A 26,529-nucleotide genomic window follows, 5' to 3' on the forward strand; every position below is an offset into this window, starting at 1 on the left:
TACGGTCCAACGAGTGGAACCGTTGACTGAGAAAGAGATCCGTTCGTCGTTCGTGAACGCGACGAAGGGGGATGCCGCGCGGCTGCGGCTGCCGCTGGACTTCGCCGAGACGCCCTGGGAGGACCTGGACTTCCTGGGGTGGGTGGATCCGGGCGCGCCGCTCCGGGCCCACCTGGTGGTGCGCCGCGAGGACGGCCCGCTCGGGGTGTCCCTGCGGGTGCCGGCGACCGGCCGGACCAGCGCCGTGAAGACGAGCATGTGCCAGATCTGCATGACCGGGCACGCCTCCTCGGGCGTCACCCTGCTGGCCGCCCCGCTGGCGGGGGCCCGGGGCAGGGAGGGGAACACGGTCGGCATCTACGTCTGCGCCGACCTGGCCTGCTCCCTCTACCTGCGCGGCAGGCGCGTCCCGAAGCTGCGGGGGTTCCGGCAGGAGGAGACCCTGTCCGTCGAGGAGCGGGTGGCGCGTGCCATGGGGAACCTGGACGCGTTCCTCGCCCGCGTGACGACGGGCTGAGGAGCGGCACGGAAACGCGTGGAGCGGGGGGACGGGGCGGTCCGCACGGGCCGCCCCGTCCCCGTGCCCGCCCGGGTCAGCGGAAGGCCTGCTCGCCGGTGAGCGCCTTGCCGATGACGAGGGAGTGGACCTCGCTGGTGCCCTCGTAGGTGAGGACGGACTCCAGGTTGTTGGCGTGGCGCAGCACCGGGTACTCCAGGGTGATGCCGTTGGCGCCGAGGACGGTGCGGCACTCGCGGGCGATGGCGATGGCCTCGCGCACGTTGTTGAGCTTGCCCACGCTGATCTGCTCGGGGGTGATCTCGCCGGCGTCCTTGAGGCGGCCGAGGTGGAGGGCGAGGAGCATGCCCTTGCCGAGTTCGACGGACATGTCCGCGAGCTTCTGCTGGGTGAGCTGGTACGAGGCGAGGGAGCGGGCGAAGACGGTCCGGTCCTTCGCGTAGGAGATCGCGGTCTCCAGGCAGTCGCGTGCGGCGCCGAGGGCGCCGAAGACGATGCCGAAGCGGGCCTCGTTGAGGCAGCCGAGCGGGCCGGACAGGCCCCGGGCCTCCGGGAGCATCGCGTCGGCGGGGAGCCGGACGTCGTCCAGGACCAGCTCGGCGGTGACGCTGGCCCGCAGCGAGAGCTTCATCTTGATCTCGGGGGCGCTGAAGCCCGGGGTGCCGGCCGGCACGAGGAAGCCCCGGACGCCCTCCTCGGTCCGGGCCCAGACGACGGCGACGTCGGCGACGGAGCCGTTGGTGATCCACATCTTGGTGCCGTTGAGGATCCAGTCGGAGCCGTCCCGCTTGGCGTTGGTCCGCATCGCGCCCGGGTCGGAACCGGCGTCGGGCTCGGTGAGGCCGAAGCAGCCGATGTACTCGCCGGCCGCCATCTTCGGCAGCCACCGCTGCTTCTGCTCCTCGGAGCCGTACTTCCAGATCGCGTACATCGCGAGCGAGCCCTGCACGGAGACGAGCGAGCGGAGCCCGGAGTCGACCGCCTCCAGCTCCATGCAGGCCAGGCCGTACGCCACCGCGCTGGTCCCCGCGCAGCCGTACCCGTCCAGGTGCATGCCCAGCACCCCCAGCTCGCCGAGCGTGCGGGCGAGTTCACGGGCCGGGATCTCGCCCTTCTCGAACCAGCCGGCGACGTGCGGGCGCAGCTCGCGGTCCGCGACGGCGCGGACGGTGGCGCGGATCTCCCGCTCCTCGTCGCTGAGCAGGCCGTCGACGGCGAGAAGGGCGAGGGGGTGGGTGGCGGTGGACGGCGAGGACTTCACGGGCGGCCTCCTGGCGGCTGTGACGAGGGTCGTGCTCGGCGTGGCGAGCCGAAGCGTAGCGGCAGATTGGATTTTGGATCCAGTATTGAAAATCCGACACCCGAGCCCTACGGTCCGATTGGATCCAATCTTCGGGATCCGATCTCCACCCTGCCGGATCCCGTCCTCAGCGTGTCGGATCCACGATCCGGCGCACCGGACCCGCCGTCGCCACCGAGGGAGCGCGGAATGCCCACCGACCACCCCCACGAGCACGAGCCCGCCCCCGGCGCCCTGTCCGGCATCGTCGTCGCCGACTTCGGACGGGTCCTCGCCGGGCCGTACATGACGATGCTCCTGGCGGACCTCGGCGCCGACGTCATCAAGATCGAGCGGCCGGGCGGCGGGGACGACACGCGGGCCTGGGGGCCGCCGTTCGCGGACGGGCAGGCCACCTACTTCCTGGGGGTCAACCGCAACAAGCGGTCCGTGGCCCTCGACCTCGCCTCGCCGGACGGCATGGCGGCGGCGCGGGCGATCGTCGACCGGGCGGACGTCCTGGTGGAGAACTTCCGGCCGGGCACGATGGAGAAGCTGGGCCTGGGGTTCGAGGAGGTGCGCCGGACCAATCCCGGCCTCGTCTACTGCTCGGTGACCGGCTTCGGGACCGACGGCGGCGCCGCTCTGCCCGGATACGACCTGCTCGTGCAGGCCATGGGCGGGCTGATGAGCGTCACGGGCGAGCCCGGCGGCCGGGGGACGAAGGCGGGGGTGGCGCTGGTGGACGTCATCACCGGACTGCACGCCGGTCTCGGCGTCCTCGCGGCCCTGCGCCACCGCGAACGGACCGGCGAGGGCCAGCGGGTGGAGGTCTCGCTGCTCGGCTCGCTGCTCTCCGCCCTCACCAACCAGGCCGCCGCCCACCTCGGCGCGGGCGTCGTGCCGCGCGCGATGGGCAACCGGCACCCGAGCATCACGCCGTACGAGGTCTTCGAGGCGCGGGACCGGCCGCTGGTCCTGGCGGTGGGCAACGACCGGCAGTTCCGGGCGCTGTGCGAGCGGATCGGCCGGGCGGAACTGGCGGCGGACGAACGGTTCGCCACCAACACCGCCCGGGTCGCCCACCGCGAGGAGCTGGCGGCGGAACTCTCCGGCGCCCTCGCGTCCCGGACCGCCGACGCCTGGTTCGAGGAGCTGACCGCCGCCGGCGTGCCCTGCGGCCCGATCAACGACCTGGCCGGGGCGTTCGCGCTCGCCGACCGGCTCGGCCTCGGCGCCCGGCTCCCGGAGGAGCCGGCCGGGCCGGGCCAGGTCGCGCACCCGGTCCGCTTCGGCGCCACCCCTCCGTCCTACCGCTCCGCTCCCCCGCGGCTCGGTCAGCACACCGACGAGGTGCTGGCCGGAATCGCCCCTGTGGACGACTCGAACGCGGTCCCGTGATCCGTAGGAAGATGACGGTCACCGACGGCGACGGAAAAGGCCGCCGGTCCATGAGCAACGGCGGAAGGTCGGATCGATGAGCGGAGCGGTGGAGAGGCGACGGCCCCGGACGGCCCAGCAGTTCGTCCTGGAGGAGCTGCGGGGCTCCATCACCAGGGGCGAGCTGCGCCCGGGCGCGCCCATCCGGCAGGACGCCCTCGCCGCCCGCCTCGAAGTGAGCCGGGTGCCGCTCCGGGAGGCCCTCAAGGCCCTGGAGGCCGAGGGCCTGGTCGTCCACCACGTCCACCGCGGCTACTTCGTCGCCGAGTTGTCCCTCGCCGACCTGGAGGAGATCTACCGGATCCGCGCCCTCCTGGAGACGGAGGCGGTGAGCCGGGCCATGGACCTCGCGCCGGAGGGGCTGGACGACACCCTCTCCGCCCTCCAGACCGAGGTCGAACGAGCGGCCGGGGACGGGGACGTGACGGCCATGGCCGAGGCCAACCGCCGTTTCCACCTCACCCTCGTCGCCGCCTGCGGCATGCCCCGGCTGGTGCGCATGATCACCACGCTCTGGGACGCCACGGACGCCTACCGGTCCCTCTACTACACCGACCCGGGGCACCGCGTCGAGGCCGTCGAGGACCACCGGGCCGTGCTCGCCGCCCTGAGCGAGGGAGACAAGGGCGCGGTCCTGGGCCGGCTCGACGACCACCGGGCCCACGCCGTGGCGGCCCTGCGCAAGGTGCTGCCCCCGGAGGCGGGCTGACGGGCGGGGGGCGGCGACCGGCCGGCGGGGAAATCCGGGTGCCCGCGACCGGCCGGTTCTCCTACGCTCCCGGCATGGACCCCTCCCGCCTGATCAACGTCGTCGATGTCGAGGCCACCTGCTGGGACACGGCGCCGCCGCCCGGCCAGGTCAACGAGATCATCGAGATCGGGCTGACCGTGGTGGACCTGGCGGCGGGCGAGCGGGTGGGCCGCCACCGGATCCTGGTCCGGCCGGCGCGTTCCCGCGTGAGCGCCTTCTGCACCGAACTGACCGGGCTCACGCAGGCGGAGGTGGACACCGGCGTCGACTTCGCGACCGCCTGCCGGCTCCTCGCCCGCGAGCACGCCGCCGGTACGCGCCCCTGGGCGAGCTGGGGCGACTACGACCGCAAGCAGTTCACCCGCCAGTGCGGGGCGGCGCGCACCCCGTACCCCTTCGGCCGCCTCCACACCAACGCGAAGGCCGTCTTCACCGAGGCCCACGCCCTGCGCCGCCGCCCCGGCATGGCCCAGGCGCTCGCCCATGCCGGCCTCCCCCTGGAGGGCCGCCACCACCGGGGCGAGGACGACGCCTGGAACATCGCGGCGCTGGTCCTCGACCTCGCGGCCCGGGGCGCCTGGCCCTCGGCGGACTGAGCCGCACGCCCCCCGCCACCCACGGCCTGCCCCTTCCCTCCTCGCCCCCTCCCCCACTCGTTTACATCGCCAACACATGGCCTCAGGGGCACTCCGGACCCCTGCGTGTACCTTGGGGGCCATGAAGGACGAGCCCGCACGCACGGAAGGCGCGGACGCCGTCGTGACGGCGGCCGAGATCGCCCGGCTCGCGGGGGTCACGCGCGCGGCCGTCTCCAACTGGCGCAGACGACACGAGGACTTCCCGGCCCCGGTGACGGGCGGGACGAGCAGCCCGCTCTTCTCGCTGGCGGAGGTCCGTTCCTGGCTGGAGGGCCAGCGGAAGGGGCGGGAGGCGTCCGCCGAGGTCAGGCTCTGGGAGCGGCTGCGGGCGGAGTACGGCGACGACGTGCTCGGCGGACTGACGGCCGTCGCCGGGATCCTGGCGGAGGGCGCACCGCACGCGGAGGGCGCGCCGGACGCGGACGCCGCGCCGGAGAGCGCGGGGCCGCTGCGCGCCCTCGTGGCCGAACTCACCGCCGAGGTCCCCCCGGGCACGCTCCTCGCCGACCTCACCGCGCGGCTGGTCGACGCGCCGGGGCGCGCGGGATCCGACGGCGTCACGTCGGCGCGGCTCATCCAGGCGATCCGGTACGCCGCCGGCCCTTCGGACGGGACCGTCCTGGATCCGGCGTGCGGAATCGGTTCTCTGCTCTTCGCCTTCGCGGACCGGGCCACCGGTCTGTTCGGGCAGGACGTCCTGCCCGCGCACGCGCGCTTCGCCGGGCTGCGCGCCCGGGTCGAGGGGCTCACCGCCGTCACCCCCGTCACCGTGCGGGCGGGGGATTCGCTGCGGGACGACGCGTACCCGGAGCTGAGGGCGGACCTCGTGGTCTGCGAGCCGCCGGTCGGGGTGGCCGACTGGGGGCGGGAGGAGCTTCTGCTGGACGCCCGCTGGGAGTTCGGGGTGCCGTCGCGGGCCGAGAGCGAGCTGGCGTGGCTCCAGCACTGCTACGCCCACACGGCGCCGGGCGGGCGGGTCGTCATGGTGATGCCGACCTCGGTCGCCTACCGCAAGGCGGGGCGCCGCATCCGGGCCGAGATCGTGCGCCGCGGGCTGCTGACGGAGGTGATCGCCCTCCCGGCCGGCATGGCGGCCTCGCACTCCCTCCCGGTCCACCTGTGGGTGCTCCGCCGGCCCGCGGACGGGCCCGCGGGTTCCCCGCGGGGTGCCGACGCGGTCCGGATGACCGATTTCGGCGGTCTGGACGCGGACGCGCCGTTCGACGGCGCGTCGGGCCGGAGCACCGAGGTGCCCCGCATCGACCTGCTGGACGACACGGTCGACCTGACGCCCGCCGCGCACGTGGCGGCCAGGCTGACCGACTACGCGGGCGAGTACGCCGCCCTGAGGGCGGCGATCGCCCGGCAGACGGCGCTGCTCGACGGTCTGCTGCCCGCGCTGGAGGCGGGGGCGGGGGGCGGTCTGTCGGAGGGGGCGTCCGTGAGCCTGTCGGAGCTGGCGCGCGCCGGTCTGATCGAACTGTCCGAGGACGCGGCGCTGTCGACGAGCGGACAGCTCGACAGCGACTACCTGAACGGTTTCCTTCGGAGCGCGGCCAACAACCGCCGCTCGACCAGCGCGAGCGGAACGTTCCGCCTGGACGCCCGGGGGGCACGCGTCCCCCGGATGGGGATCGCCGAGCAGCGCCGTTACGGTGCCGCCTTCCGCACGCTCACCGCCTTCGAGGAGAGCGTGCGCGAACTCGCGGAGCTGAGCCACCGCGCCGCCGTCCTGGCCCGCGACGGGCTCACCACCGGCGCGCTGCTGCCGCCGGACGCCGACCCGGGCTGACCTTCGGCGACGCCCCGGCCGGAGCGGGGTGTTCCACCGTCCCGGCCGGGGAACGACGCCGGGGACGAAGGCGACGGGGGGTGGGGCATGAGTCGGCTGGACCGCTGGATCCTGTTCGGCAGCTGGTTTTCCCTGGCGGTGTGGGGGGCGCTCTGCTGGATCCTGGTGGACGCGGACCTCCAGGGCGTCCAGGAGGCGATCGGCTGGTGGATGATCGCCCTCGCCGTCGCGCCCCTCACCCTCCTGGGCGTGGGCATGGCCGTCCTGGAGGAGCCCGGGCCCGCCGAGCCCGTCTCCTGGGCCGACGCCGAACCCCGCCCCGTCAACGGCCGGGGCCTGGAGAGCTGCGGCGGCTGCGGCGGCTGAGCCCGCCCCCTCCGCGCCTCCCCGCCCGCTCGCCGGGCGGGGACGGGCGCCGGGGGTTCAGGGGAGCGGCAGGAACGGGCTGGGCTTGCCGCTCCAGGAGACGTGCAGGGACTCGCGGGCGCGGGTGCAGGCCACGAAGAGGACGCAGCGTTCGCGGAGGGTGTCCGCCTCGTGCTGGAGGCGGTCGACGTCCTCGGGGGTGACCTCCCGGACGAAGGGCACCGCGGTCTCGGTGACGCCGACGACGGCCACGCAGCGGAACTCCAGCCCCTTCATGGCGTGCATGGTGGCCAGGCGCACGCCTTCGGTGGCGGCCGTCGGCCGGTCCTTCACCCGGGCGACGGGCACGCCCGCGGCTTCGAGGTGCCGGCCGGCCTTGTCCAGGAGGAGGTTGAAGCGGGTGCACACGGCGATCTCGGAGGGGCGGACGCCCTGTTCCAGCCAGCTCCGGACGCGTTCCACCAGGGCGGTGACCTCGGCCTGTTCCGAGGGGTGGCCGTCGACGTGCGGGCGCCTGCCGTGCAGCAGGGAGCGGTAGCCGGTGAGGCTATCGCCACCGTCTCCCCCGAGGTCGGCGACGGTGTCGCCGGCGAGGACGCCGGTGGACCAGGCCAGGATCTCCTCCGTGCTGCGGTAGTTGATCCGCAGCCGGCTGGAGCGGCCGGCGACCCGGATGCCGAGGGACGCGAGGGAGACGTGGGCGTCGTAGATCCGCTGGTGCGGGTCGCCGGTGACGAAGAGGTCGTCCGGGCCGGGGGCGACGGCGGCGCGCAGCACCCGCCACTGCGCCGGGTGGAGGTCCTGGGCCTCGTCGACCACGACGTGGTCGTAGCCGTACGCGGCGGCCCCCGCCTCCGTCATCCTGCGGGCGGCGTCGTCGCAGATCCGCAGGTGGGTGGAGGCGCCCTGCGCGGCGAGCTCGTTCTCGAAGGCGGAGACCGCCCGCCACAGCAGCGCGCGCTTGAGGGGGCCGAGGGCGGTCCCGCGGCCCCTGCGGGTGGCGTTGAGGTAGTCGTCGGCGGTGCGCAGGTCCTGGGCGAGGACGACGTGCCGGTACTCCTGGGCCAGGAACCGCTCGGTCCAGGGCAGTTCGAGCCGCTGGGCGACCTTCCCCCAGATCCGCCGCTCCTCCTGGTCGGTGAGCGGGGCGGGGACGCGGCCGCCCAGCTCCCGCACGACGCGGTGGGCGTAGGCGTCGACGGTGGTCACGTCCACGCGGGCCAGGAGGCCGGGGTCGTCGAGGAGGAGCGCCAGGTTCTCGCGGAGCGCGGCGGCGAGCGCGTTGGTGTAGGTGGTGAGGAGGATCCGGCTGTCCGGCGCGCGGGACAGCAGGTGCTTGACCCGGTGCAGGGCGACGACGGTCTTGCCGGTGCCGGGGCCGCCGGACACCTGCGCGGGGCCGTTGTACGACTCCCGGTAGGCGAGGCGCCGCTGGGAGGGGTGGAGGAAGACGCGCCAGGCCGCGAACGGCTTGGAGAGGATGTCGGCGAGTTCGTCGGGTTCCGTGACGAGCCGGATGCGGCCGGCGGTGTTGGCGATGGCGGTCGCCAGGTCCTCGGTGGGCTCCGGGGCGGCGTCGGCGGGCCTGCGCACGGCGACCACGTCCCGGTAGACCTCCTCCGGCGGGTAACCGTCGGCGAGGAAGGTGAGGACCTCGAACTGGTCCTCGGGCAGCAGCGTCCCGAACGCGTCGAGCTGGGACCGCTCGGTGACGGTCCGTACGGCCCTGAGGACCTGCGCGTCGATGCCGAGGTGACCGAGGACCGCGTCGGAGTGGCGGGCGAAGAGCAGGTCCGGCGCGGTGCGGGCGGCCCGCTCCAGGGCGGGCGTCAGCTGTTCGATGGCGACGACGTTGCGGACCTCGAGGCCGCGGGTGGCGGTGTTGACCGTGTAGAGGCGCTTCGCGGCCCAGGTGTAGGCGTCGTCGTGGGGCACGACGTTCAGCAGGAGGAAGGTGTCGCTGCCGTCGTCGGGCGCGAGGACGACCCCGCGCCAGAAGTCGTTGATGCGGATCGTCCGCATCCGGGCGTCCTTCGCCTTGTCGACGGATTCGAGGTGGAGCCCCTTGTCCGCGTGCAGTTCGGCGACGGTCAGCAGCTGGAACTTGGCCATCGCCTTGCGGACACCCGCCTTGACCTGCTTCTCCAGGGCGTCGTAGCTCTCCCAGAAGGAGTGGGCGAGGGCGAGCTGGGGCACGACGGGGCTCCTCACGGGCGAGGGATACGGCCCGTTGATCATACGAGGACGCCGTCGGCGGCCCGCGGGACGAGAGGCCCTCCGGGCCGGGCCCCGCCGGACAGCGCGGTGCGGGCGGCGCGGAAGACGGCGAAGCCTTCGGGTGCGAGGGGGCCCGGGGGCGTCTCGGGGAGGGGCGCGGAGGCGGGGCCGGACGGTTCGGCGCCGGGCCGTTCGGTGCCGGAACAGGCGTGGCAGGAGCCGGAGTCCTGTCCTTCGGGCAGCAGCCCGCCGCAGCCGTCGGCGCAGTCGGCGTAGGTCTTCCAGCGGCGCCTGCGGGCGGGGCGCTTGCGGTCGAGGCGGTCGGCGATCACGGCCCGGGCGGAGTACAGCCTCCGGGGAAGGCCCTGGGTCAGGGCGTCGAGGAGTTCGGTGACCGTGGCGCCCCGGTCGAGCCAGTCGGCGACGGCGGGGACGAGTTCGGCGACCTGCCGCGCGGACAGCCCGAGCCGGGCGTCGACGGACGCGAGGCGCCGCAACACGCGGGCGGCCTCGGCCGCGTACGCGCCGGAGGCGACCTCCTGCGCGGCACCGGGGGTCGGCTCCGGCCCGACGGTGGACGCGGGGGCGGGGGCGGGGGCGGATGCGGCAGGGACGGATGCGGGAGCGACAGGGGCGGGCACGGACGCAGGCGCGGGCGCGGGCTTGGGCGCGGCAAGGACAGACGCGGGCGCGGGCACAAGCGCGGGCTTGGGTGCGGCAGGAGCGGGTGCGAGCGCGGGCGCGAGGTCAGGAGCGACAGGGACAGACGCGGGCGCGGGCGCAGGTTCGGACGCGGGCGCGGGCGCGGGCGCGGGAGGGAAGGGAGGGTTTCCTTCCCCCTGCTTTCCCCCGTCCCTTTCCCCGTCCTTTTCCCCGTAAGGGGACGCGCCCGCGTTCTCGGCGGCCTCCGGGCCGATGACCGGACGGGTGGGAACCGGGGCGCCGGGTACCGGGGCGGGCGGCAGCTCGTACACGTCGACGGTGGAGACGATCCGGCGGGTCTCCCGGTCGCGGACGGTCCGGGTCACCCAGTAGCCGAGCAGCCGCAGTTCCGCGACGGCGCTCTCGACCGCGCGCCGACCCTGCGGGTAGTTGTCGGAGAGGGTCCGGACGTTCTCCCTGACGCCGTTGGGGAGGGAGAGGACCAGGGCGAGGATGCCCCGGGCCGTGTGCGAGAGCCGTGGGTCCTGGATCGCCTTGTTGGCGATGATGACGAACTCTCGGTCGTGCTTGGGGATACGATGGATCTGCATCGGGAGTTCTGGCTCCTGGTGTCATGCCCCCGGACGTTCCAGCGTCGCGGGGGTCTTTACGTGAACTGACGACACGTCACCGGCATTCGCACGCCGGTGACGGCCCGTAAGTCCAGTCTGACACGCAGTAATCGACGTATCGGGCGTATCGGCGTCACTCGTTCGGGGGCATTCGATCGGGGTCGAGCACCGCCCACACCGTCTTGCCGCCGGGCGGGCACGGGACGACACCCCAGCGATCGGCCAGCGCCGCCACCAGGGGCAGCCCCCTCCCGCCGTCGCCCCCGCCCGGCGGCACGACCGCCGGCAGCCGCTCGCCGCGCGCGTCGGTGACCTCGATCCGAAGCGCGCCGCCGTCCGCCTCCAGCGCCAGGCGGAGCCGGAAGTCCCGGCCCGGGACCCTGCCGTGCAGCACGGCGTTCGCGGCGAGTTCGGCGACGACCTGTTCGGCACGCTCCGTGACGCCCTGCGGGACGCCCCAGAAGTACAGCTCCGTCATCGTGAGGAGCCGGGCCAGCCGGGCCCCGCGCCGGGTCGACGAGATCAGCTGACTGAACATGCGTACGGTGGTGACCAGTTGAGGTGACGTCTGTTCCATGGGGCCACAGTGGCGGCCGCGCGACTCCCGGCGCGAGAGCCGCACCCCGTACGCACCGTCAGCGTACGGGCGCTCAGGGTGGACAGTACGGACCCCGCACCGTCACGCTCGGTAGGCCGACCGCGGGAGCTGCCGCGGGTGTACGTGGAGGTGGCGGCGTATGAGCATCGTCGAGGCCGAGGGCGACGACGCGGAGCGGACCGACGACGGGGAGCGGGAGCCCGATCCGTCGGACAGTCTGCGGACGTTCGGCGCCGTCGTCCAGGCCCTGCGCGAACACGCGGGGCTCAGCCGGTCCGAGTTCGCGGAGCTGGTCCGGTTCTCCAAACACACGGTGGAGTCGGTCGAGTTGGGGCGACGGATGCCGGACGAGGCGTTCGTCGACCGGGGCGACGCGGCGCTGGGGAACACGGGGGCGCTGCGGCGGTCCGCGCCGTTCCTGTCCCGCGCCGAGGCGGGGCTGGCGGTCTGGTTCCGGCGGTGGGCCCGCCTGGAGAAGACGGCGGTGAGCCTGTGCACGTACGAGTGCCGGCTGGTGCCCGGGCTGTTGCAGTCGGAGGCGTATGCGAGGGCGGTGTTCGACAACAGCATCCCGCTGCTGACGGAGCGACAGCTGGACACCCAGCTCGCCGCACGGCTCAAGCGGCAGAAGATGCTGTGGGAGCGGCCGACGGTGCCGTTCAGCTTCATCGTGGAGGAACACGTCTTCCGGCGCAGGCTGGGCGGAGCCGAGGTGCAGCGGAGCATGCTGGACCTGGTGCTTGAGCTGAGCACCACGCGCAACGTGACGCTGCAAGTGGTCCCGTTGGAGGCGGAATTCCACGGCTGCCTGGACGGCTCGGTACAACTGCTCGAAACCCTGGACGGGCGGCGGCTCGGATACTCCGAAGGGCAGCAGAACGGGCGGCTGATCAGCGACCCGAAAGAGGTGAGACTGCTCCACCAGCGCTATGACACACTGCGCTCGCAGGCCCTCCACCCCAAGGAATCTCGGGGCCTGCTGGAGCGACTGCGAGGAGAGCTATGACCGTCACGAAGGAACTCGCCTGGTTCAAGTCCAGCTACAGCGGCACCCAGGGCGACAGCTGCGTAGAGGTCGCCATCGCCGGACAGGCCGTCCACGTTCGGGACTCCAAGGACGTTCACCTCCCCTCCCTCGCGGTCGGCCGCGAAGGCTGGGGACGGTTCGTCTCCTTCGCTTCCGGGGAGTAGCGGGGCCGCCTCCGCGCCGGTGGGGCCGGGGTGCGTTCCCGTACGCGAGGGAGCGCGGCCCGGCCCGTGGCGTCAGCTCGACGTGGTGCCGGTGCCGAGGCGGACGACGGCCACGTCGCCCTCGGTCATGCCCCGGGAGCCGGAGAACGACCACGCGGCCGGGGTCGCGTCGGCGGGGAACTTGTAGACGAAGACGGCTTCGCGCTTGAAGCCGGGCTGGAGCTCCTCGCCGCAGGCGTCGGCCGCGCGGTTGGCCTTGACCATGAAGACCTGGTCGATGACGTCGAACTTCCGCCCCTCGGCGTCGATGAGGCCCTGCGAGATGCCGCCGCCGCAGACGGGATCGAAGGAGTCGGTGCCGTCGTTGTGCACGGTCGTCTCCACGATCGCGAACTTCGCTCCCGCGCCGGCCTTGAGGACGTCCTCCGAGTCGTAGTCGTCGAGGACGACCGTCGCCGCCTCCGTGACCTTCCTGACGACGACCGTCGCCCCGCCGCTCTTCGCCTTCTCCCCCATGGCGAAGCTCCCCGCGCCGGACGGCGAGGGGCTCGGGGCCCGCTCCGGCTCCGCCGGCGGGTCGGCGGGGTGGCTGCGGGTGTCCTGCCATATCGACGGGCTCGCCGTCGGCGCGGCGACGCCCTCGGCGACGCCGTCGTCACCCCCGACCAGGGCGGCGGTGATCCCGGAGGACACTCCGGCCACGAGCACCGTCCAGACGGCCACGAAGACGAGGGTGCGGCGGGACGGGCGGGAGCCGGGGGCGAGAGGGGGCGCGGGAGCGGGGACGGGGGCGGTGGGGAGCGTGGGGGCGTCGGTGGGCTTGGGCGGGATCATGAGAGAAGACTCCTGCGGAGCGGGCCCGTACGGAAGAGGGCGGGCGGGGTCTTTCGGGGCGCGGGAAGCGTACACGTCACGGTGGCCCCGCGGCTGAAAACCTGTCTGTTTACATCGCCAACACGGCAGTTCTATACTGACGCCCCATCAACGGCACGCCGCCGCCCTCACGCCGGGTGAAAGTTGGGTGACCTTGGACCTCAGGGCCGCACTCGCAGGACTCCACCGCAACCTCCAGCGGATCGCGGTCGACGGCGTCGTGCCTGCGGGCGCCTTCGAGGCCGAGGTGGCGCACCTGGGGCTGGACGAGGCCGCGCGGTCGCGGCTGGCGGCCGAGCTGGAGCGGATGGGGCTGCGCGCCGAGGTCCGCCCGGCCGGGGCCGCCGCGCCTTCCGCCGCCTCCGGAACCGCCACCGTCTCCGCCCCTTCCACCGCTGCCCGCACTCCTGCCACTCCCGACGCGCGAGGCGCGGGGAAGGTTGCACCGGGGGCCGCCACCGGGATCCTGCTCGACCTGGTCGCGCGGTACGCCGTGGAGGGCGCCGTCGCCGAACATGTCGTCGCGGGCGTGGCCCGGCTGGCAGGGCTCGGGACCGCCGACGCCGCCGCGCTCCGGACGGGAGCGGCGGCACGCTTCACGGTGCGCGCGGAGCACGCGGCCGGCGCGTCCGTCGCGGCCTCCGCGCCCGCGTCCGCCGGAGGCGCGGACGGGTCCGGAGGCGAGACCGCGCACGAGACCGCGCACGAGGACGACGCCGAGGCCGGGGCTCCGGAGCCCGCGTCGGCGTCCGACGGCCCGGTGGTCACGCCCGACGGCCTCGACGCCGCCGTCGCCGCCGCGCTGCGCGTCCTCGACGAGGACCGCTTCACCCGGCGGCCCGAGAAGATTGTCCTCGCCGCCGACGAGGAGGTGGGGCTGAGCGTGCTGCTCCGGGGCGGCGTCGACCTCGTCGGCGTCGAGCCGACCGCCGAGGAGCTGGCGGCGCTCCCGCCCGGGGACGTGCGCCGCAGGGCGCGCGACTGCCTGATCGCGCACAACCAGGGGCTCGTCCACTCCCTCGCCCGCAAGCACGTCGAGCAGGGACTCGACTACGAGGACGTCTTCCAGCACGGCGTCGTCGGACTCCTCAACGCCGTCCGCAAGTACGACCCCCTCCAGGGCAACAAGCTGTCCACCTACGCGACCTGGTGGATCCGGCAGGCGATGAGCCGGGCCGTCGCCGACGAGGGCAGCCTCATCCGGGTGCCGGTCCACATGCACGAGACGATGCAGAAGGTCGCCCGCGCCGAGCGGCAGCTGCTCTCCGCCGGGCACTACCCGACCCTCGCCGACGTGGCCGTCGCGTGCGACCTGCCTCTCGACAAGGTCCGGCAGGTGAGGCGCGTCAGCAAGGTGACCGACTCGCTCGACCGCGTCATCGGCGACGGCACGAGCCTCGGTGAACTCGTCGAAGGACGCAACGCCATCCCGTCCGTGGAGGGGACGGTGCTCCAGCAGCTCGCCGACGAGGACGTCCACCGGCTCGTGGCGCTCCTTCCCGAGCGGTACGCGTACGTCGTCGACCGCCGCGTCGGGCTCAGCGGCCAGGACCCCGCCACGCTCGACGTCATCGGGACGGAACTCAAGGTGACGCGCGAGCGGGTGCGGCAGCTGGAGGCGCACGTCCTGCCCGTCCTGCGGCTCGCCCTGGAAGCCCCCGGCGAGGCGCCGTACGCCGCGCTCAGGGCCATGCTCGCGGACCCCCGCGTCGGCTCGAACCCCGTGGGCGCGATCAGCCGGGACCTCAAGGGCGTGAAGTGGGGTGCCGGTGTCGTCGCCCTGCGCGCCTTCCACGCGCGGACGGGGCACACCTACCCGGCCCCCGACCACCACGAGGACGGCTTCCCGCTGGGCGAGTGGATGGCGGAACAGCGGGCGCTCGCCAAGGCGGACGGCAGCGGGCTGCCGCTCCACCGCAAGATCGTCCTCGGCCTCGCGGGCGTTCGCTGGCACCCCGTCGCCCCCGTGCCGCCGGCCCCCCGGCGCCGGCGCCCGATACCCGGCCCGGTGCGGCCGCGCCCGGCCGCGCCCGAGCAGCCGGCCGCCGCACCCGAGCCCGAACCGGCCCGCGTCCCCCAGCCTCCCCAGCCTCCCTTGACGGCCGAGCCGGAAGAGCCGCGGGAGCCTCGGGAGCCGGAGGCGGTGGAGGCTCCGGACGAGCCCGAGGCACCGGAGGCACCGGCCGGCCCCGAGGCCCTGGAAGTACCGGAGCGCCCCACGGTGTTCGAGGCGCCCGAGGCGCCCCTCCCCGGGCCTCCCTCGGTGGAGGAACGCCTGCTGGAGGCCGAGCGGTCGCTGCGCGAGCTGGAGGCCGACGTCGTGCACCGCGTCGCCGTCGCGCGGGCGGACGAGCGGAACAAGGCGCGGGCCGCGATCGAGGCGGAGGCCGGCCGCCTCCGCGAGGAGGCCGCGGCGCGCCCGCACGCGCCGCTCGAAGCGGGCGAGACGCACGCCCGGGAGGCGCAGGAGGAGATCGTCCGGCTGCGCGAGACCCTGAGCCGCACCGCCAAGCGCTACGAGGAGCGCCTGCGGGAGACCGGCGCGGCGGCCGCCCTGCGTACCGCCGAACTGGAAGAGGAACTCCGGCGGGCCCGGGACGAGATCCGGCGGGGCGCCGAGGACACCCGCCGGGAGGAGGCCACGGCGGACGCGCGTACCGCCGAGCTGGAGGACGAACTCCGGCGGGCCCGGGACGAGATCCGGCTGCTCGGCGCGGACGCCCGCCGGGCGGAGGACGCGGCGGCCCTGCGTACCGCCGAACTGGAGGACGAACTCCGGCGGGCCCGGGACGAGATCCGGCGGCTCACCGAGGACGCCCAGCGGGAGCGGGACGCGGCGGCGCTGCGTGCCGCCGAGCTGGAGGTGGAGCTTCGGCGGGCCCGGGACGAGGTTCTGCGGGTCGCCGAGGACGGGCGACGGGCGGGGGACGCGGCGGCGCTGCGTACGGCCGAGCTGGCGGGAGGGCTGCACCGGGCCCGGGCCGAGGCGCAGCGGCTCGCGGCCGAGGCGCGGGCCGCGGAGGACACGGCGGCGGAGCGGGTGCGGGCCGTGGAACGGTGGGCCGAGCAGCAGGTCGCCGAGGCCCGGGAGGCCGCGCGGGTGCGCGTGGCCGAGGCGGAGGCCCGGCTGGCCGCGAGCCGGCCCGCGCCGGCTCCGGCGGGGCCCGACCCCCGCAAGTGGTGGCAGCGGAGCTGAGGTCGCACACCCCTCGCCCCGGCACGCCGCCGTACCTACGACAAGGAGAAACCCGCACGTGAACCCGCGCGACGAGCTCGTCGACTACCTGCGAAGGCAGCTGGTCGGTCCGGCCCAGGGCGAGGAAGAGGTGCTCGACGCCCCGCCGGACCGGCAGTACCTGATGGGCACGCTCTACCCCCAGGAGGCGGACCTCCAGCGGCGGCTGACCGAGACCGCCGAGGAGCTGGAGGGGCCCGGGACCGAGGACGCCGCGGACGACACCGCGCCCGCCACCGACCCCATCCCCGAGTCCAACTCCTGGCTGCCGTCGTCCCTCGGCTTCAGCTTCTACACCGACGCCTCCACCCTGGAGGTGGTGTGCGGGGCCGCGCGCTACGAGACCCGGCAGGGCGACCGGGCGCGGCACTGGCGGCGGGTGCCGCTGCCGGTGGAGACGGTGACGGTCGGCCCGGACGAGCAGCTGCGCGAAGTGCTCGGCGGGCGGGCCCAGATCCGGATCCGGCGGCGGGCGTTCGGCGGGGGCCGGCTCGTGACCGTCGCCCTCGTCAACGCCGCCCACGCCGGCGCGCCGGCGGCGGGCCGGGGACGGGCGGCTCAGTGGGACCGGATGCTGTTCCAGGTGCGGCTGGAGGCCCGGCCGCTGGACGGCGGGATCCGGCCGTACCCGAGCGTGCGGCTCGCCAGCCGCGACCCGGAGGAGCAGGAGCTGCGGCTCCAGTACCGGCACGTCGTCACCCACGCCGTCGGCCACGGCTGCGCGGTGGACGAACTCCACGACGGAGAAGGGGGTGAGGGCGGGAACGTCGTCGGCGTCGCCGCGACCGTGATGCCCCGCTCCGAGGTGCCGGCCACCCGGGCGGCGGGGCCGGTGGGGCTGCCCGTGCTGCGGGTGTCGCACCTCTCCGACCCCGCCGTGCCCCGGGACGTGCTCCGCGGCGAGCTGGAGGAGTTCGCGGCCGGATACCGCCGGTGGTACGCGGAGCAGCGGGCCGCCGAGGTGCCCGGCTGGGGCCGGGAGGCCGCCGACCGGATCCTGGACCGCGTCGGGACCGTCGTGGGGCGGATCGAGTCCGGCATCCGCACGCTGTGCGACCCGGAGCGCCCCGAGCTGCTGGAGGCGTTCCGCACGGCCAACCACGCCATGGCGCTCCAGATGCGGCACTCCGCCCCCGACCAGGCCGGCGGGCGGCGGTCCCGGGGCGACGCGGCGGCCGTCGACCCCGCCCCCTTCCCCGACGCCGCGTGGCGCCCCTTCCAGCTGGCCTTCTTCCTGATGGCGGTCGACGGCACGGTGGACCCGCGCCACCCCGACCGCGAGACCGCCGACCTCATCTGGTTCCCCACCGGCGGCGGCAAGACCGAGGCGTACCTGCTGCTCGCCGCGTTCGTGATGGTCCTGCGGCGCCGCGAGCCGGACGGCGGCGGCACCGCCGTGCTGAGCCGCTACACGCTCAGCCTGCTGACGACCCAGCAGTTCCAGCGGGCGGCGACCACGGTCTGCGCGCTGGAGACCCTGCGCCGGGCGGACCCGGCCGCCCTGGGCACCGAGCCGTTCTCCATCGGCCTGTGGGTCGGCGAGGCGACCTCGCCCAACAGCTACAAGGCGGCCCGGGACGCCTTCGACGACGTGCGGGCAGCCGCCCGCCCCGAGGACGTCTTCATCCTGGACCGGTGCCCGTGGTGCGGCACCCGCGTCCTGCCCGCCCGCAAGTCCCCGGACATCGCGGACTACGGCGTCCGGGCGGGGGCCGACTCCTTCGCCTTCTTCTGCCCCCGCGACGCCTGCGCCTTCCACGACGAGCTGCCCGTCGCGGTCGTCGACGAACACCTCTACGACCGGCCGCCGACCTTCGTGCTCGGCACCGTGGACAAGTTCGCGCGGCTCGCCTGGGAGCCGCGGGCCGGCCGGCTGTTCGGCGACGGCGGCCGGACCGCGCCGCCGTCCCTGGTGATCCAGGACGAGCTGCACCTGCTGACCGGGCCGCTCGGCACGACCGTCGGACTGTACGAGGCGGCCGTGCTCGGCCTGTGCGAGCGGAACGGCGTCGGCCCGAAGGTGGTCGCCTCCACGGCGACCATCCGGCGCTCGGAGGAGCAGGTGCGGGGCCTGTACGGCCGTGCCGTGCAGCTCTTCCCGCCCGCCGGGACCGACGCCCGCCACTCGTACTTCGCCGAGCCCGACACCTCCCGGCCCGGACGGCAGTACGTCGGCGTGATGGCGCAGGGCCACACGGCGGGCCGCGCCGCCGTCACCACGGCGGCGGCCATGCTCCAGGGCGCCTGGGAGCTCCCGGAGGAGCACCGGGACGCGTACTGGACCCTGGTGGCCTACCACCACAGCCTCCGCGAACTCGGCCGCACGGTCACCGCCGCCGCCGACGACATCCCCGCCCAGCTCGCCGGCCTCGACGGCGGCCGCGGCACCCGGGAACTGCCCGACCGGGCGGTGCAGGAGCTGACGAGCAACCTGGCGCGGGCCGAACAGCCCGTCCTCCTGGACCGGCTGGAGAAGCCGTACACCGCGGCGGACGCGGTGGCGTTCCTGCCCTGCACCAACATGCTGTCGGTCGGCGTGGACGTGAAGCGGCTCGCCCTGATGCTGATGCAGGGACAGCCGAAGACCACCGCCGAGTACATCCAGGCGACGAGCCGGGTCGGCCGGCACGCCGTGCCCGGGCTCGTCGTGACCTTCTTCAACGCCACCCGGCCGCGGGACCGCTCGCACTACGAGACCTTCGACGTCTACCACCGGTCGCTGTACCGCCACGTCGAGCCGACGAGCGTGACCCCCTGGTCCGCGCCCTCGCGGCGGCGCGCCCTGCACGCCGCCCTCGTCATCCTCGTCCGCCACGGCCTCGGCCTGTCCGCGGAGAACCAGGCCGGCGAGCTGGTCGACCGGCTGCCGGAGGTCGTCGCCGTCGCCGAACGGCTGGCCGCCCGCGCCGCCGCCGGAGACCCCCGGGCCGCCGCGGAGGTCCACGACGAACTCGACGCGCTGCTGTCCGCGTGGCAGCAGCACGCGCTCGACGCCCGCAAGGAGGGCAAGGAGCTGTACTACCGGAGCCAGGGCAAGGGCCAGATGCATCTGCTGAAGAACTTCGAGCGGCACGGCGGTCTGTGGGAGACCCCGCACTCGATGCGTAACGTCGACCGGGAGTGCCAGGTCACGGTGAAGGGAGCGGAGCTGTGAGCAGGCGGCTGCGGGTGCGGCAGGCCCAGACGGTCCTGCCCTTCGGCGTCGGGGCGGTCTTCGACATCCAGGGCGAGTCCTTCGTCGCGACCGGCATCGGGGACTGGCCGCGCCGGCGCCCCGAGGTCCACTCGGCCCGGCTCGCCGGACAGCTCGGCGTGAGCGGCTTCTACGCCGCGCCGCCGGCCGCCGACGACCGCTTCGACCGGCCGGACGCGGCGGGAGCGCCGTACATCCGCTTCCCCTCCTGGCTGTTCTGCGGCGCCTGCCGGCGGATGACCCGCTGGCGGATCGCCGACGAGAAGCCGGGCACGCCCCCGCGCTGCCCCGGCTGCTCGCCGGTGCGGCAGCTGGCCCCCATGCGGTTCGTGCAGATCTGCGCCGACGGGCACCTCGGGGACGTGGACTGGTGGTTCTGGGCGCATTCGCGCCTCGACCCCGGGCAGCGGCACGCCTGCGCCGCCCGCGACCGGCTCCGCTTCGACGTGTCCGACCGGGCCACCGGTCTCGAAGCGCTCTCCGTCACCTGCACGGCCAAGGGCTGCGGGGCCTCCCGCGACCTGCTCGACGTGCTCGGCACGCACGGCATGCGGTGCTCCGGGCGCAACCCGTGGCAGCGGCTGAACGAGGCCGCCGACTGCGTCAAGCCGGTCCAGGTCGTCCAGCGCACCGCGGGCAACGTGTACTACCCGGTCGTCAGCTCCGCCCTGGACATCCCCGAGGCCGAACTCCCGGCCGACGCGGGCAACGAACTGCTCGCCGAACGGGTGCGCGCCTCCGACCTGTGGATCCCGCTGTGCCGGGCGGCCGGCGGGGCCCGGGCCGGCACCTACCGGGACATGATCAAGGAGGACACCGGCGCGGACGACGCCCTCCTGGACGCGCTGCTCGCCGAGGAGACCGGGATCGCCCCCGCTCCCGCGCCGGGCGCGGGCACGGGCGGCGACGACGCGTCGGCCGGGCCCGCCGTGCCGGATCTGAGCCGCGAGGAGTGGGCGGCCTTCGTCGCCCCCGTCCAGCCGCCCACGCGGGACTTCGCGGTGCGGGCGACCGGCCTCGGGCTCGACGGCGAGACGGCGGAGCCGTGGGCCGGGCTCGGCCGGCGCGTCGGGCGGATCGTGCTGGCCGACCGGCTGCGGGAGGTGCGGGCCCTCCAGGGCTTCCGCCGGGTCTCCCCCGGATCGGCCTTCGTCCCCGCCGACACCTCCCGGCGGCTGCGCTGGCTGCCCGCCGTGGAGGTCTTCGGCGAGGGGATCTTCGTCACCCTGGACCGGGACGAACTGGCCTCGTGGGAGCGGGACGAGCGGGTGCGGGACCACGTGGCGGGGATGCGGGACGACCTGTCCCGCTCCTTCCAGGCCGACCGGCTGGCGGCCGTGACGGGAGAGGAGCTGTCCCCCCGCTTCGTCCTCCTGCACACCTTCGCCCACCTCCTCGTCCGGCAGCTGTCCTTCGAGTCCGGCTACTCCACCGCCAGCCTGCGCGAGCGGGTGTACGCGCGCCCCGAGCACGACCAGCACGGCGTGCTGGTCTACACGGCGGCGGGCGACGCGGAGGGCACCCTCGGCGGCCTCGTCCAGCAGGGCGAGGCCCCTCGGCTCGCCGAGACGCTGCTGCGGATGACGGAGGCGGCGGCCTGGTGCTCGGCCGATCCGCTGTGCGCCGAACACACCGGGCAGGGCTTCGACAGCCTCAACCGGGCGGCCTGCCACGCCTGCGCCCTGCTGCCGGAGACCAGCTGCGAGACCGGCAACACCCTGCTCGACCGGTCCCTGGTGGTCGGCGGCGGGCACGTGCCCGGATACTTCGAACCGATCATCGCCGCGGCCCGCACGGCCGCCGCGGCCGCGCTGGAGTGAGCCGACGATGACCCTCACGTACCTCGACCTGACGGCACGGCAGCGCGCCGTGCTGGACGGGCTGCCCTTCGACGGCCACCACGTCGTCAGCGGCGCCCCCGGAAGCGGCAAGAGCCTGCTGGCCGTGCAGCGCGCGGTGATGCTGGCGCTCACCGGCGGCCCGACGGTCCTGCTGACCCGCTCCCACCTGCTCCGGCAGTCGCTCGCGCCCGCCGCGGCCGCCCTCGGGCCGACGGCGAATCGCGTGACCGTGTCCACCGTGCACGCCTGGCTGGCCGCCTGGCACCGCGAGCGGACCGGGACCGAGGCCCCGCGCGCGGACGACGGCTGGTACGACTGGCGCGCCCTCGTCCGGGCGGCCACCCTGGCCGAACCGGAGGAGGGCCTGTCGGTGGTCGTGGACGAGGGCCAGGACCTCCCGCCGGACTTCTACCGCTTCTGCCGGATCCTGGAGGCCCGGGTCACCGTCTTCGCCGACGAGTGCCAGCAGCTCACCGAGACCCACTCGACGCTCGCGGAGATCACGAAGGCGCTCGGCGGCTGTCCGGTGCGCGAGGTCGAGGGCAACCACCGCAACACCCGCCAGATCGCCGAACTGGCCCGCCACTTCCACGTCGGGGCGAGCGCGCCGGAGCCGCCGGAGCGCGAGGGGCCGCCGCCGCGCCTCCACTCCTTCGCCCGGCCCGAGGTGCTCACCCGCTTCCTGGCCGGCCTCGTGCGGGCGCACCCCCGGTCCTCCGTCGGGGTGGTGCTCAGGACGACGCGCGGCCAGTTCGACCTGATGACCCGGCTGAGCCGGACGGAGCCGCGCCTGAGGCCGCAGATGTACACGGCGGAGGCGGGCTCGGGGCGGTACCGCGACCTGGACCTCTCGCGTCCGGGCCTCGTCATCGTCAACCGGGCCAGCGCCAAGGGGCTCGGCTTCGACCTGGTGGTCGTGCCGGACGCGCACGTGGACGCCGACGCCGACCCCACCTCCGCCGCGCTGCGCATGACCTACTACGTGCTGGCCACCCGCGCCCGGCACGAGCTGCACTTCGGCCACGAGGGCGCGGGCGAGCCGCCGCTGCTGGCGCGGATCCCCCGGGACGAGCTGCTGCGGGGCTGACGCGCCGCCCGGCGTGCGGGCGGCTGCGGTTACCCTGACGCCTTGACCCGAGGAGGAAGCATGGCGCGGATGCCGTCGGCGGAGCGACGCCGGCAGCTGGTCGAGGCGGCGATCAGGGCGATGACCAGGGACGGGGTGGCCAGGACCACCACGCGGTCGATCTCCGCCGAGGCCGGCGTCTCGCTGAGCGTCTTCCACTACTGCTTCGACTCCAAGCAGGCGCTCCTCGAAGCGGCCATCGAGACGATCATCGGCGACTACGTGGCGCGGGTGATGAAGGCGGTCGAGCCGCGGGCCACCCTGCGCGAGACGGTGCGGGAGGCGCTGCGGACGTACTGGGAGGACGTGACCGCGCACCCGGGGCACCACATGCTCACCTACGACCTCACCCAGTACGCACTGCGCGAGCCGGGCTTCGAGCACCTGGCCCGCGCGCAGTACGAGCAGTACGTGCGGTCGGCGACGGCGCTGGTGGAGCAGGTGGGGGCGGTGCGCGGGGCGGAGCCGAAGGTTCCGGTGCGGACGCTGGCCCGCCACCTGGCGGCGGCGGTGGACGGGATGACGCTCCAGTACCTGGTGCTGCGGGACGAGGAAGCCGCCCTGGAGCAACTGGAACTGACGGCTGATCAGCTGGTTCTGCTGATCGAGGGCTGACGCACGGAGGGGACGGGCGGCGGAGCCGTCCCCTCGCCAGTAGGTCATGTGACCCGGACTCTTGACTCGGTCCTGCATCACCGCGATCCTCGGGGCGCCCGGTACACCCTCACCGACCGGAGGCTTCGCGACCATGCCCCCACGCACCACTCGAAGCACACCCCCCTTCCACGGGACCCGCCGCCTCGGCCTCGCGTCCCTCCTCCTCGCCCTCGCGGCCGTGCTGTTCGGCGCCGCCCCGGTCCCCGCCACGGGCGCCCCCTGGTGGGAACCGACCGCACGGCCGGCCACCGATTCCCAGGTCAACGCCACGGGCGCGCCGTTCACCGGCACCGACGCCCAGGGCCGGGTGCGCGGCTTCGTCGACGCGCACAACCACGTGATGTCCAACGAGGGCTTCGGCGGCCGGCTCATCTGCGGCAAGCCGTTCTCCACGGCCGGCGCGGCCGACGCCCTCAAGGACTGTCCGGAGCACTACCCGGACGGCTCCGGCGCCCTCTTCGAGAACCTGACCGGCGGCGCGAACGGCACGCACGACCCCGACGGCTGGCCGACCTTCGCCGACTGGCCGGCCCACGACTCGCTGACGCACCAGCAGAACTACTACGCCTGGCTGGAGCGCGCCTGGCGCGGCGGCCAGCGCGTGCTCGTCAACGACCTGGTCTCCAACGGGCTGCTGTGCTCGATCATGCCCCGGGACCGCGGCTGCGACGAGATGGAGGCCATCCGCCTGGAGGCCCGCAAGACCTACGAGATGCAGGACTACGTCGACTCGCTCTTCGGCGGCCCGGGCAAGGGCTGGTTCCGCATCGTCACCAGCGCCGACCAGGCGCGGTCGGTGATCGAGGCGGGCAAGCTCGCCGTCGTCCTCGGCGTGGAGACCTCGGAGCCGTTCGGCTGCAAGCAGATCCTCGATGTCGCCCAGTGCGACAAGGCGGACATCGACCGGGGCCTGGACGAGCTGTACCGGCTCGGCGTGCGCAGCATGTTCCTGTGCCACAAGTTCGACAACGCGCTGTGCGGCGTCCGCTTCGACTCCGGCACCACCGGCGTCGCGGTGAACATCGGCCAGTTCCTGTCCACCGGCACCTTCTGGGCGACCGAGCGGTGCGCGGGCCCGCAGCAGGACAACCCGATCGGACTGACCGCGCCCGCCGCGATGGCGGCGAAGCTGCCCGCCGGGGTGAGCGTGCCGGGCTACGCCTCCGACGCCCGCTGCAACACCCGCGGGCTGACCCGGCTCGGCGAGTACGCGCTCAAGGGCATGATCGACCGGGGCATGATGCTGGAGCTCGACCACATGAGCGTGAAGGCCGCCGGGCGGGCGCTGGACATGCTGGAGGCCGAGGAGTACCCGGGCGTGCTGTCCACGCACAGCTGGATGGACCTCGACTGGACCGAACGGCTGTACAAGCTGGGCGGCTTCACCGCACCGTACATGCACAGCGCCGGCGGCTTCATCGACGAGGCGAACGGCAAGGCCGCGCTGCGCGACAAGTACGGCGTCGGCCTCGGCTACGGCACCGACATGAACGGCGTCGGCGGCTGGCCGGGACCGGTCGGCGAGGACGCCCCGAACGCGGTGACCTACCCCTACCGCAGCTTCGACGGCGGCACCGTCCTCGACCGGCAGGTGACGGGCGAGCGGACCTGGGACCTCAACAAGGACGGCGCCGCGCACGCCGGCCTGGTGCCGGACTGGATCGAGCAGATCCGGCTCACCCCGGGCGGCCCGGACGTCATCGGGGACCTGGCGCTCGGCGCCGAGTCCTACCTGCGGACCTGGAAGGCGACCGAGCGGCACGAGCCGGGCGAGAACCTCGCGTCCGGCGTGCCCACCTCGGCCAGCTCCGCCGAGTGGAACCCCTTCACCAGCTACGCGCCGGGGCGCGCCTTCGACGGCGACACCGGCACCCGCTGGGCCAGCGACTGGTCGGACGACCAGTGGCTCCAGGTGGACCTGGGCGAGGTCCGGCGGGTCGGCCGGGTGACCCTGGACTGGGAGCGGGCCCACGCCCGCCAGTACCGGATCGAGGTCTCCGAGGACGGTTCGGCGTGGCGGACGGTCTGGCGGACGGACGCCGGGGACGGCGGCTACGACACGGCCGTCTTCGACTCGACGCCGGCCCGCTACGTCCGCTTCCACGGGGAGCGGCGGGCCACGCAGTGGGGCTACTCGCTCTACGAGGTGACGGTCACCCGCTCCTGAACGGGCGCGGGCGACGAGGAGGGGCCGGCCGGATCGACGCCGATCCGGCCGGCCCCTCCGGCCTTCGTGACGCTCCGTCAGTCCGCCGCGGGGGGCGTCCAGTCGGCGGGTACGCGGGCGAGCCTGACGCGCTGGGGGTGGTCGCCGACCTCCACCGAGGCGACGCGCTCGCCGGTGGCGAAGTCGATGGCGCTGACGCGGTCGGCGCCGCTCTCCGAGACGACGCAGGACTTCCCGTCGCCGCTCACGGTGGCCCAGTAGGGCTTGTCGGCGGGCACCAGCGGGCCCTGCCTGAGGGTCGCGCGGTCGACGACGGTGGCGTAGTCGTCCATGGTGCCGGCGACGCACAGCTTGGCGCCGTCCGGGCTGATCGACAGGCCGTGGTGGCGCGAGTCGTTGACCCAGGTGGTGCGGTCGGGGTCGGTGGTGGCGCTGCCGGGCAGGGTCTTGAGGCGGGTGACGCGGTCGGCCTCGACGTCGTACTCCAGGAAGCCGTTGAGGAAGGAGACCTGGAAGTAGAGCTTCTTCTCGTCGGGGGTGAAGACGAGGGGGCGGACGGCGTCGGAGAGGTCGTCGCGGCCGAAGGCGTCGAGGCGGGAGCGCATGTCGATCACGCGGACGGTCTCGAAGGTGGTCGCGTCGACGACGGTGATCCTGCGGTCGCCCTTGGTCCAGTCGAGCCAGGGCGCGTCGAGGGCGGTGGTCACCTCGCCGATGGACATGTTCCACAGCCGGCCGTCGGAGGTGAAGACGTTCTCGTGGGGCTTGTCGCCGGTCTTGAAGCTGCCGAGCTGGCGGCCGGTGGCGACGTCGAGGACGTGGACCGTGTTGGCGGTGGAGGCGGAGACGGCGACGCGGGTGCCGTCCGGCGAGACGGCCATGTGGTCGGAGCGGTAACCGGCCACGGGGAAGCGCCAGTTGACTGCTCCGGTGCGCAGGTCGATGGAGACCACGTCGGCGAAGCTGGGGCGGGAGACGACCATCGCGGTGCCGTCGGGGGTGGCGTACATGTCGTCGACGAACTGGTCGTGGCCCTCGCCCGGGCCGCTGCGGACGCCGAGGAAGAAGGCGAGCTTGACGGGGTTGAGATAGATCTCCCGGAGGCGCTCCTCCTTGTCGGGGACGACGTTCACCCGGCCGATGCGGTGGAAGTCGCCGCGGGAGGCGATGACGTCGGCGGTCCCGTCCCAGTTGTTGCCGACGAACATGACCTCGCGCAGGGGGGCGTCGGCGACCCGGGAGGGGGCGTCCCGCGGGGCGGCGACGGCGGGGGCGAGGAGGGTGAGGGAGGCCGTGAGGGAGGCGGCGAGGGCGACCGCGAGACGGCGGGTCCGGGTCGTGCGTACCGAGGGCATGGGGCAGCCTTCTTCCGTG

The 26,529-nt window shown here is 74.3% G+C and carries 20 protein-coding genes; 14 read left to right on the top strand and 6 right to left on the bottom strand.

Going from position 1 to position 26,529, the window contains the following annotated elements; translation table 11 throughout:
* The first annotated feature begins 13 nt into the window (after window positions 1–13).
* Window positions 14–517 (top strand): FBP domain-containing protein, encoded by a 504-nt coding sequence (locus ACFW6A_RS21090; RefSeq protein WP_386484907.1) that lies wholly within the window; start codon window positions 14–16, stop codon window positions 515–517.
* A 76-nt stretch (window positions 518–593) separates the two neighbouring features.
* Here the strand turns inward: ACFW6A_RS21090 and ACFW6A_RS21095 are convergent, their stop codons facing one another.
* Window positions 594–1,778: an acyl-CoA dehydrogenase family protein gene (locus tag ACFW6A_RS21095; protein ID WP_386484909.1), complete on the bottom strand. Its 1,185-nt coding sequence runs from the start codon at window positions 1,776–1,778 to the stop codon at window positions 594–596.
* Between the two features lie 228 nt (window positions 1,779–2,006).
* Between ACFW6A_RS21095 and ACFW6A_RS21100 the strand changes: the two genes are divergently transcribed.
* The 5 genes from ACFW6A_RS21100 (at window position 2,007) to ACFW6A_RS21120 (ending at window position 6,783) form a co-directional block, all read left to right on the top strand.
* On the top strand, window positions 2,007–3,197 hold the full coding sequence (locus tag ACFW6A_RS21100) for a CaiB/BaiF CoA transferase family protein (RefSeq protein WP_386641951.1): 1,191 nt from the start codon (window positions 2,007–2,009) through the stop codon (window positions 3,195–3,197).
* 76 nt (window positions 3,198–3,273) lie between these two features.
* Window positions 3,274–3,945 carry a GntR family transcriptional regulator gene (locus ACFW6A_RS21105; protein WP_351850319.1) on the top strand — a complete coding sequence of 224 codons (672 nt, stop codon included), beginning with the start codon at window positions 3,274–3,276 and terminating at the stop codon, window positions 3,943–3,945.
* Between the two features lie 74 nt (window positions 3,946–4,019).
* Window positions 4,020–4,583, top strand: a complete 564-nt coding sequence (locus ACFW6A_RS21110) for a 3'-5' exonuclease (RefSeq protein ID WP_351850320.1) — start codon at window positions 4,020–4,022, stop codon at window positions 4,581–4,583.
* Between the two features lie 121 nt (window positions 4,584–4,704).
* Complete coding sequence (locus ACFW6A_RS21115) at window positions 4,705–6,417, top strand: N-6 DNA methylase (RefSeq protein WP_386641954.1); 1,713 nt, start codon at window positions 4,705–4,707, stop codon at window positions 6,415–6,417.
* A gap of 87 nt (window positions 6,418–6,504) precedes the next feature.
* A complete protein-coding gene (locus tag ACFW6A_RS21120; protein ID WP_351850325.1) occupies window positions 6,505–6,783 on the top strand; it encodes a hypothetical protein in 279 nt (92 codons plus the stop codon).
* A gap of 57 nt (window positions 6,784–6,840) precedes the next feature.
* On the opposite strand, the gene ACFW6A_RS21125 is transcribed toward ACFW6A_RS21120, so the two are convergent.
* The 3 genes from ACFW6A_RS21125 to ACFW6A_RS21135 form a co-directional block, all read right to left on the bottom strand.
* Window positions 6,841–8,979: a UvrD-helicase domain-containing protein gene (locus ACFW6A_RS21125; protein ID WP_386641956.1), complete on the bottom strand. Its 2,139-nt coding sequence runs from the start codon at window positions 8,977–8,979 to the stop codon at window positions 6,841–6,843.
* Window positions 8,980–9,017: 38 nt separating this feature from the next.
* Entirely contained in the window at window positions 9,018–10,253 is a 1,236-nt protein-coding gene (locus tag ACFW6A_RS21130) for a hypothetical protein (RefSeq protein ID WP_386641959.1), read from the bottom strand.
* A gap of 154 nt (window positions 10,254–10,407) precedes the next feature.
* Complete coding sequence (locus tag ACFW6A_RS21135) at window positions 10,408–10,851, bottom strand: ATP-binding protein (RefSeq protein WP_386483246.1); 444 nt, start codon at window positions 10,849–10,851, stop codon at window positions 10,408–10,410.
* Window positions 10,852–11,011: 160 nt separating this feature from the next.
* On the opposite strand from ACFW6A_RS21135, the gene ACFW6A_RS21140 reads away from it, so the two are divergent.
* Window positions 11,012–11,878, top strand: a complete 867-nt coding sequence (locus ACFW6A_RS21140) for a helix-turn-helix transcriptional regulator (protein WP_351850332.1) — start codon at window positions 11,012–11,014, stop codon at window positions 11,876–11,878.
* Window positions 11,875–12,063, top strand: a complete 189-nt coding sequence (locus tag ACFW6A_RS21145; RefSeq protein WP_351850333.1) for a DUF397 domain-containing protein — start codon at window positions 11,875–11,877, stop codon at window positions 12,061–12,063. The genes ACFW6A_RS21140 and ACFW6A_RS21145 overlap by 4 nt, the downstream gene beginning before the upstream one ends.
* Before the next feature lie 72 nt (window positions 12,064–12,135).
* On the opposite strand, the gene ACFW6A_RS21150 is transcribed toward ACFW6A_RS21145, so the two are convergent.
* Window positions 12,136–12,897 (bottom strand): DUF4352 domain-containing protein, encoded by a 762-nt coding sequence (locus ACFW6A_RS21150; RefSeq protein WP_386641962.1) that lies wholly within the window; start codon window positions 12,895–12,897, stop codon window positions 12,136–12,138.
* Between the two features lie 187 nt (window positions 12,898–13,084).
* Here ACFW6A_RS21150 and ACFW6A_RS21155 point away from each other — a divergent pair, with 187 nt between their 5' ends.
* From ACFW6A_RS21155 to ACFW6A_RS21180, 6 genes are all read left to right on the top strand, one after another.
* Entirely contained in the window at window positions 13,085–16,132 is a 3,048-nt protein-coding gene (locus ACFW6A_RS21155; protein WP_386641965.1) for a sigma-70 family RNA polymerase sigma factor, read from the top strand.
* 58 nt (window positions 16,133–16,190) lie between these two features.
* Window positions 16,191–19,325, top strand: a complete 3,135-nt coding sequence (locus tag ACFW6A_RS21160; RefSeq protein WP_386641968.1) for a helicase-related protein — start codon at window positions 16,191–16,193, stop codon at window positions 19,323–19,325.
* The gene (drmB, locus tag ACFW6A_RS21165; protein WP_386641971.1) at window positions 19,322–21,184 is read left to right on the top strand and encodes a DrmB family protein; all 1,863 of its coding nucleotides are present in this window, start codon (window positions 19,322–19,324) and stop codon (window positions 21,182–21,184) included. Before ACFW6A_RS21160 ends, drmB begins: the two co-directional genes overlap by 4 nt.
* A gap of 7 nt (window positions 21,185–21,191) precedes the next feature.
* The gene (locus ACFW6A_RS21170) at window positions 21,192–22,292 is read left to right on the top strand and encodes a DNA helicase (protein WP_386641974.1); all 1,101 of its coding nucleotides are present in this window, start codon (window positions 21,192–21,194) and stop codon (window positions 22,290–22,292) included.
* A gap of 60 nt (window positions 22,293–22,352) precedes the next feature.
* Window positions 22,353–22,946 carry a TetR/AcrR family transcriptional regulator gene (locus ACFW6A_RS21175; protein WP_351850341.1) on the top strand — a complete coding sequence of 198 codons (594 nt, stop codon included), beginning with the start codon at window positions 22,353–22,355 and terminating at the stop codon, window positions 22,944–22,946.
* A gap of 133 nt (window positions 22,947–23,079) precedes the next feature.
* Complete coding sequence (locus tag ACFW6A_RS21180; protein ID WP_386641977.1) at window positions 23,080–25,155, top strand: discoidin domain-containing protein; 2,076 nt, start codon at window positions 23,080–23,082, stop codon at window positions 25,153–25,155.
* Between the two features lie 77 nt (window positions 25,156–25,232).
* Here the strand turns inward: ACFW6A_RS21180 and ACFW6A_RS21185 are convergent, their stop codons facing one another.
* Complete coding sequence (locus ACFW6A_RS21185; RefSeq protein ID WP_386641980.1) at window positions 25,233–26,510, bottom strand: YncE family protein; 1,278 nt, start codon at window positions 26,508–26,510, stop codon at window positions 25,233–25,235.
* Between the last annotated feature and the right edge of the window lie 19 nt (window positions 26,511–26,529).

The sequence above is a fragment of the Streptomyces sp. NPDC058758 genome, from assembly GCF_042746075.1.
Classification (GTDB): domain Bacteria; phylum Actinomycetota; class Actinomycetes; order Streptomycetales; family Streptomycetaceae; genus Streptomyces.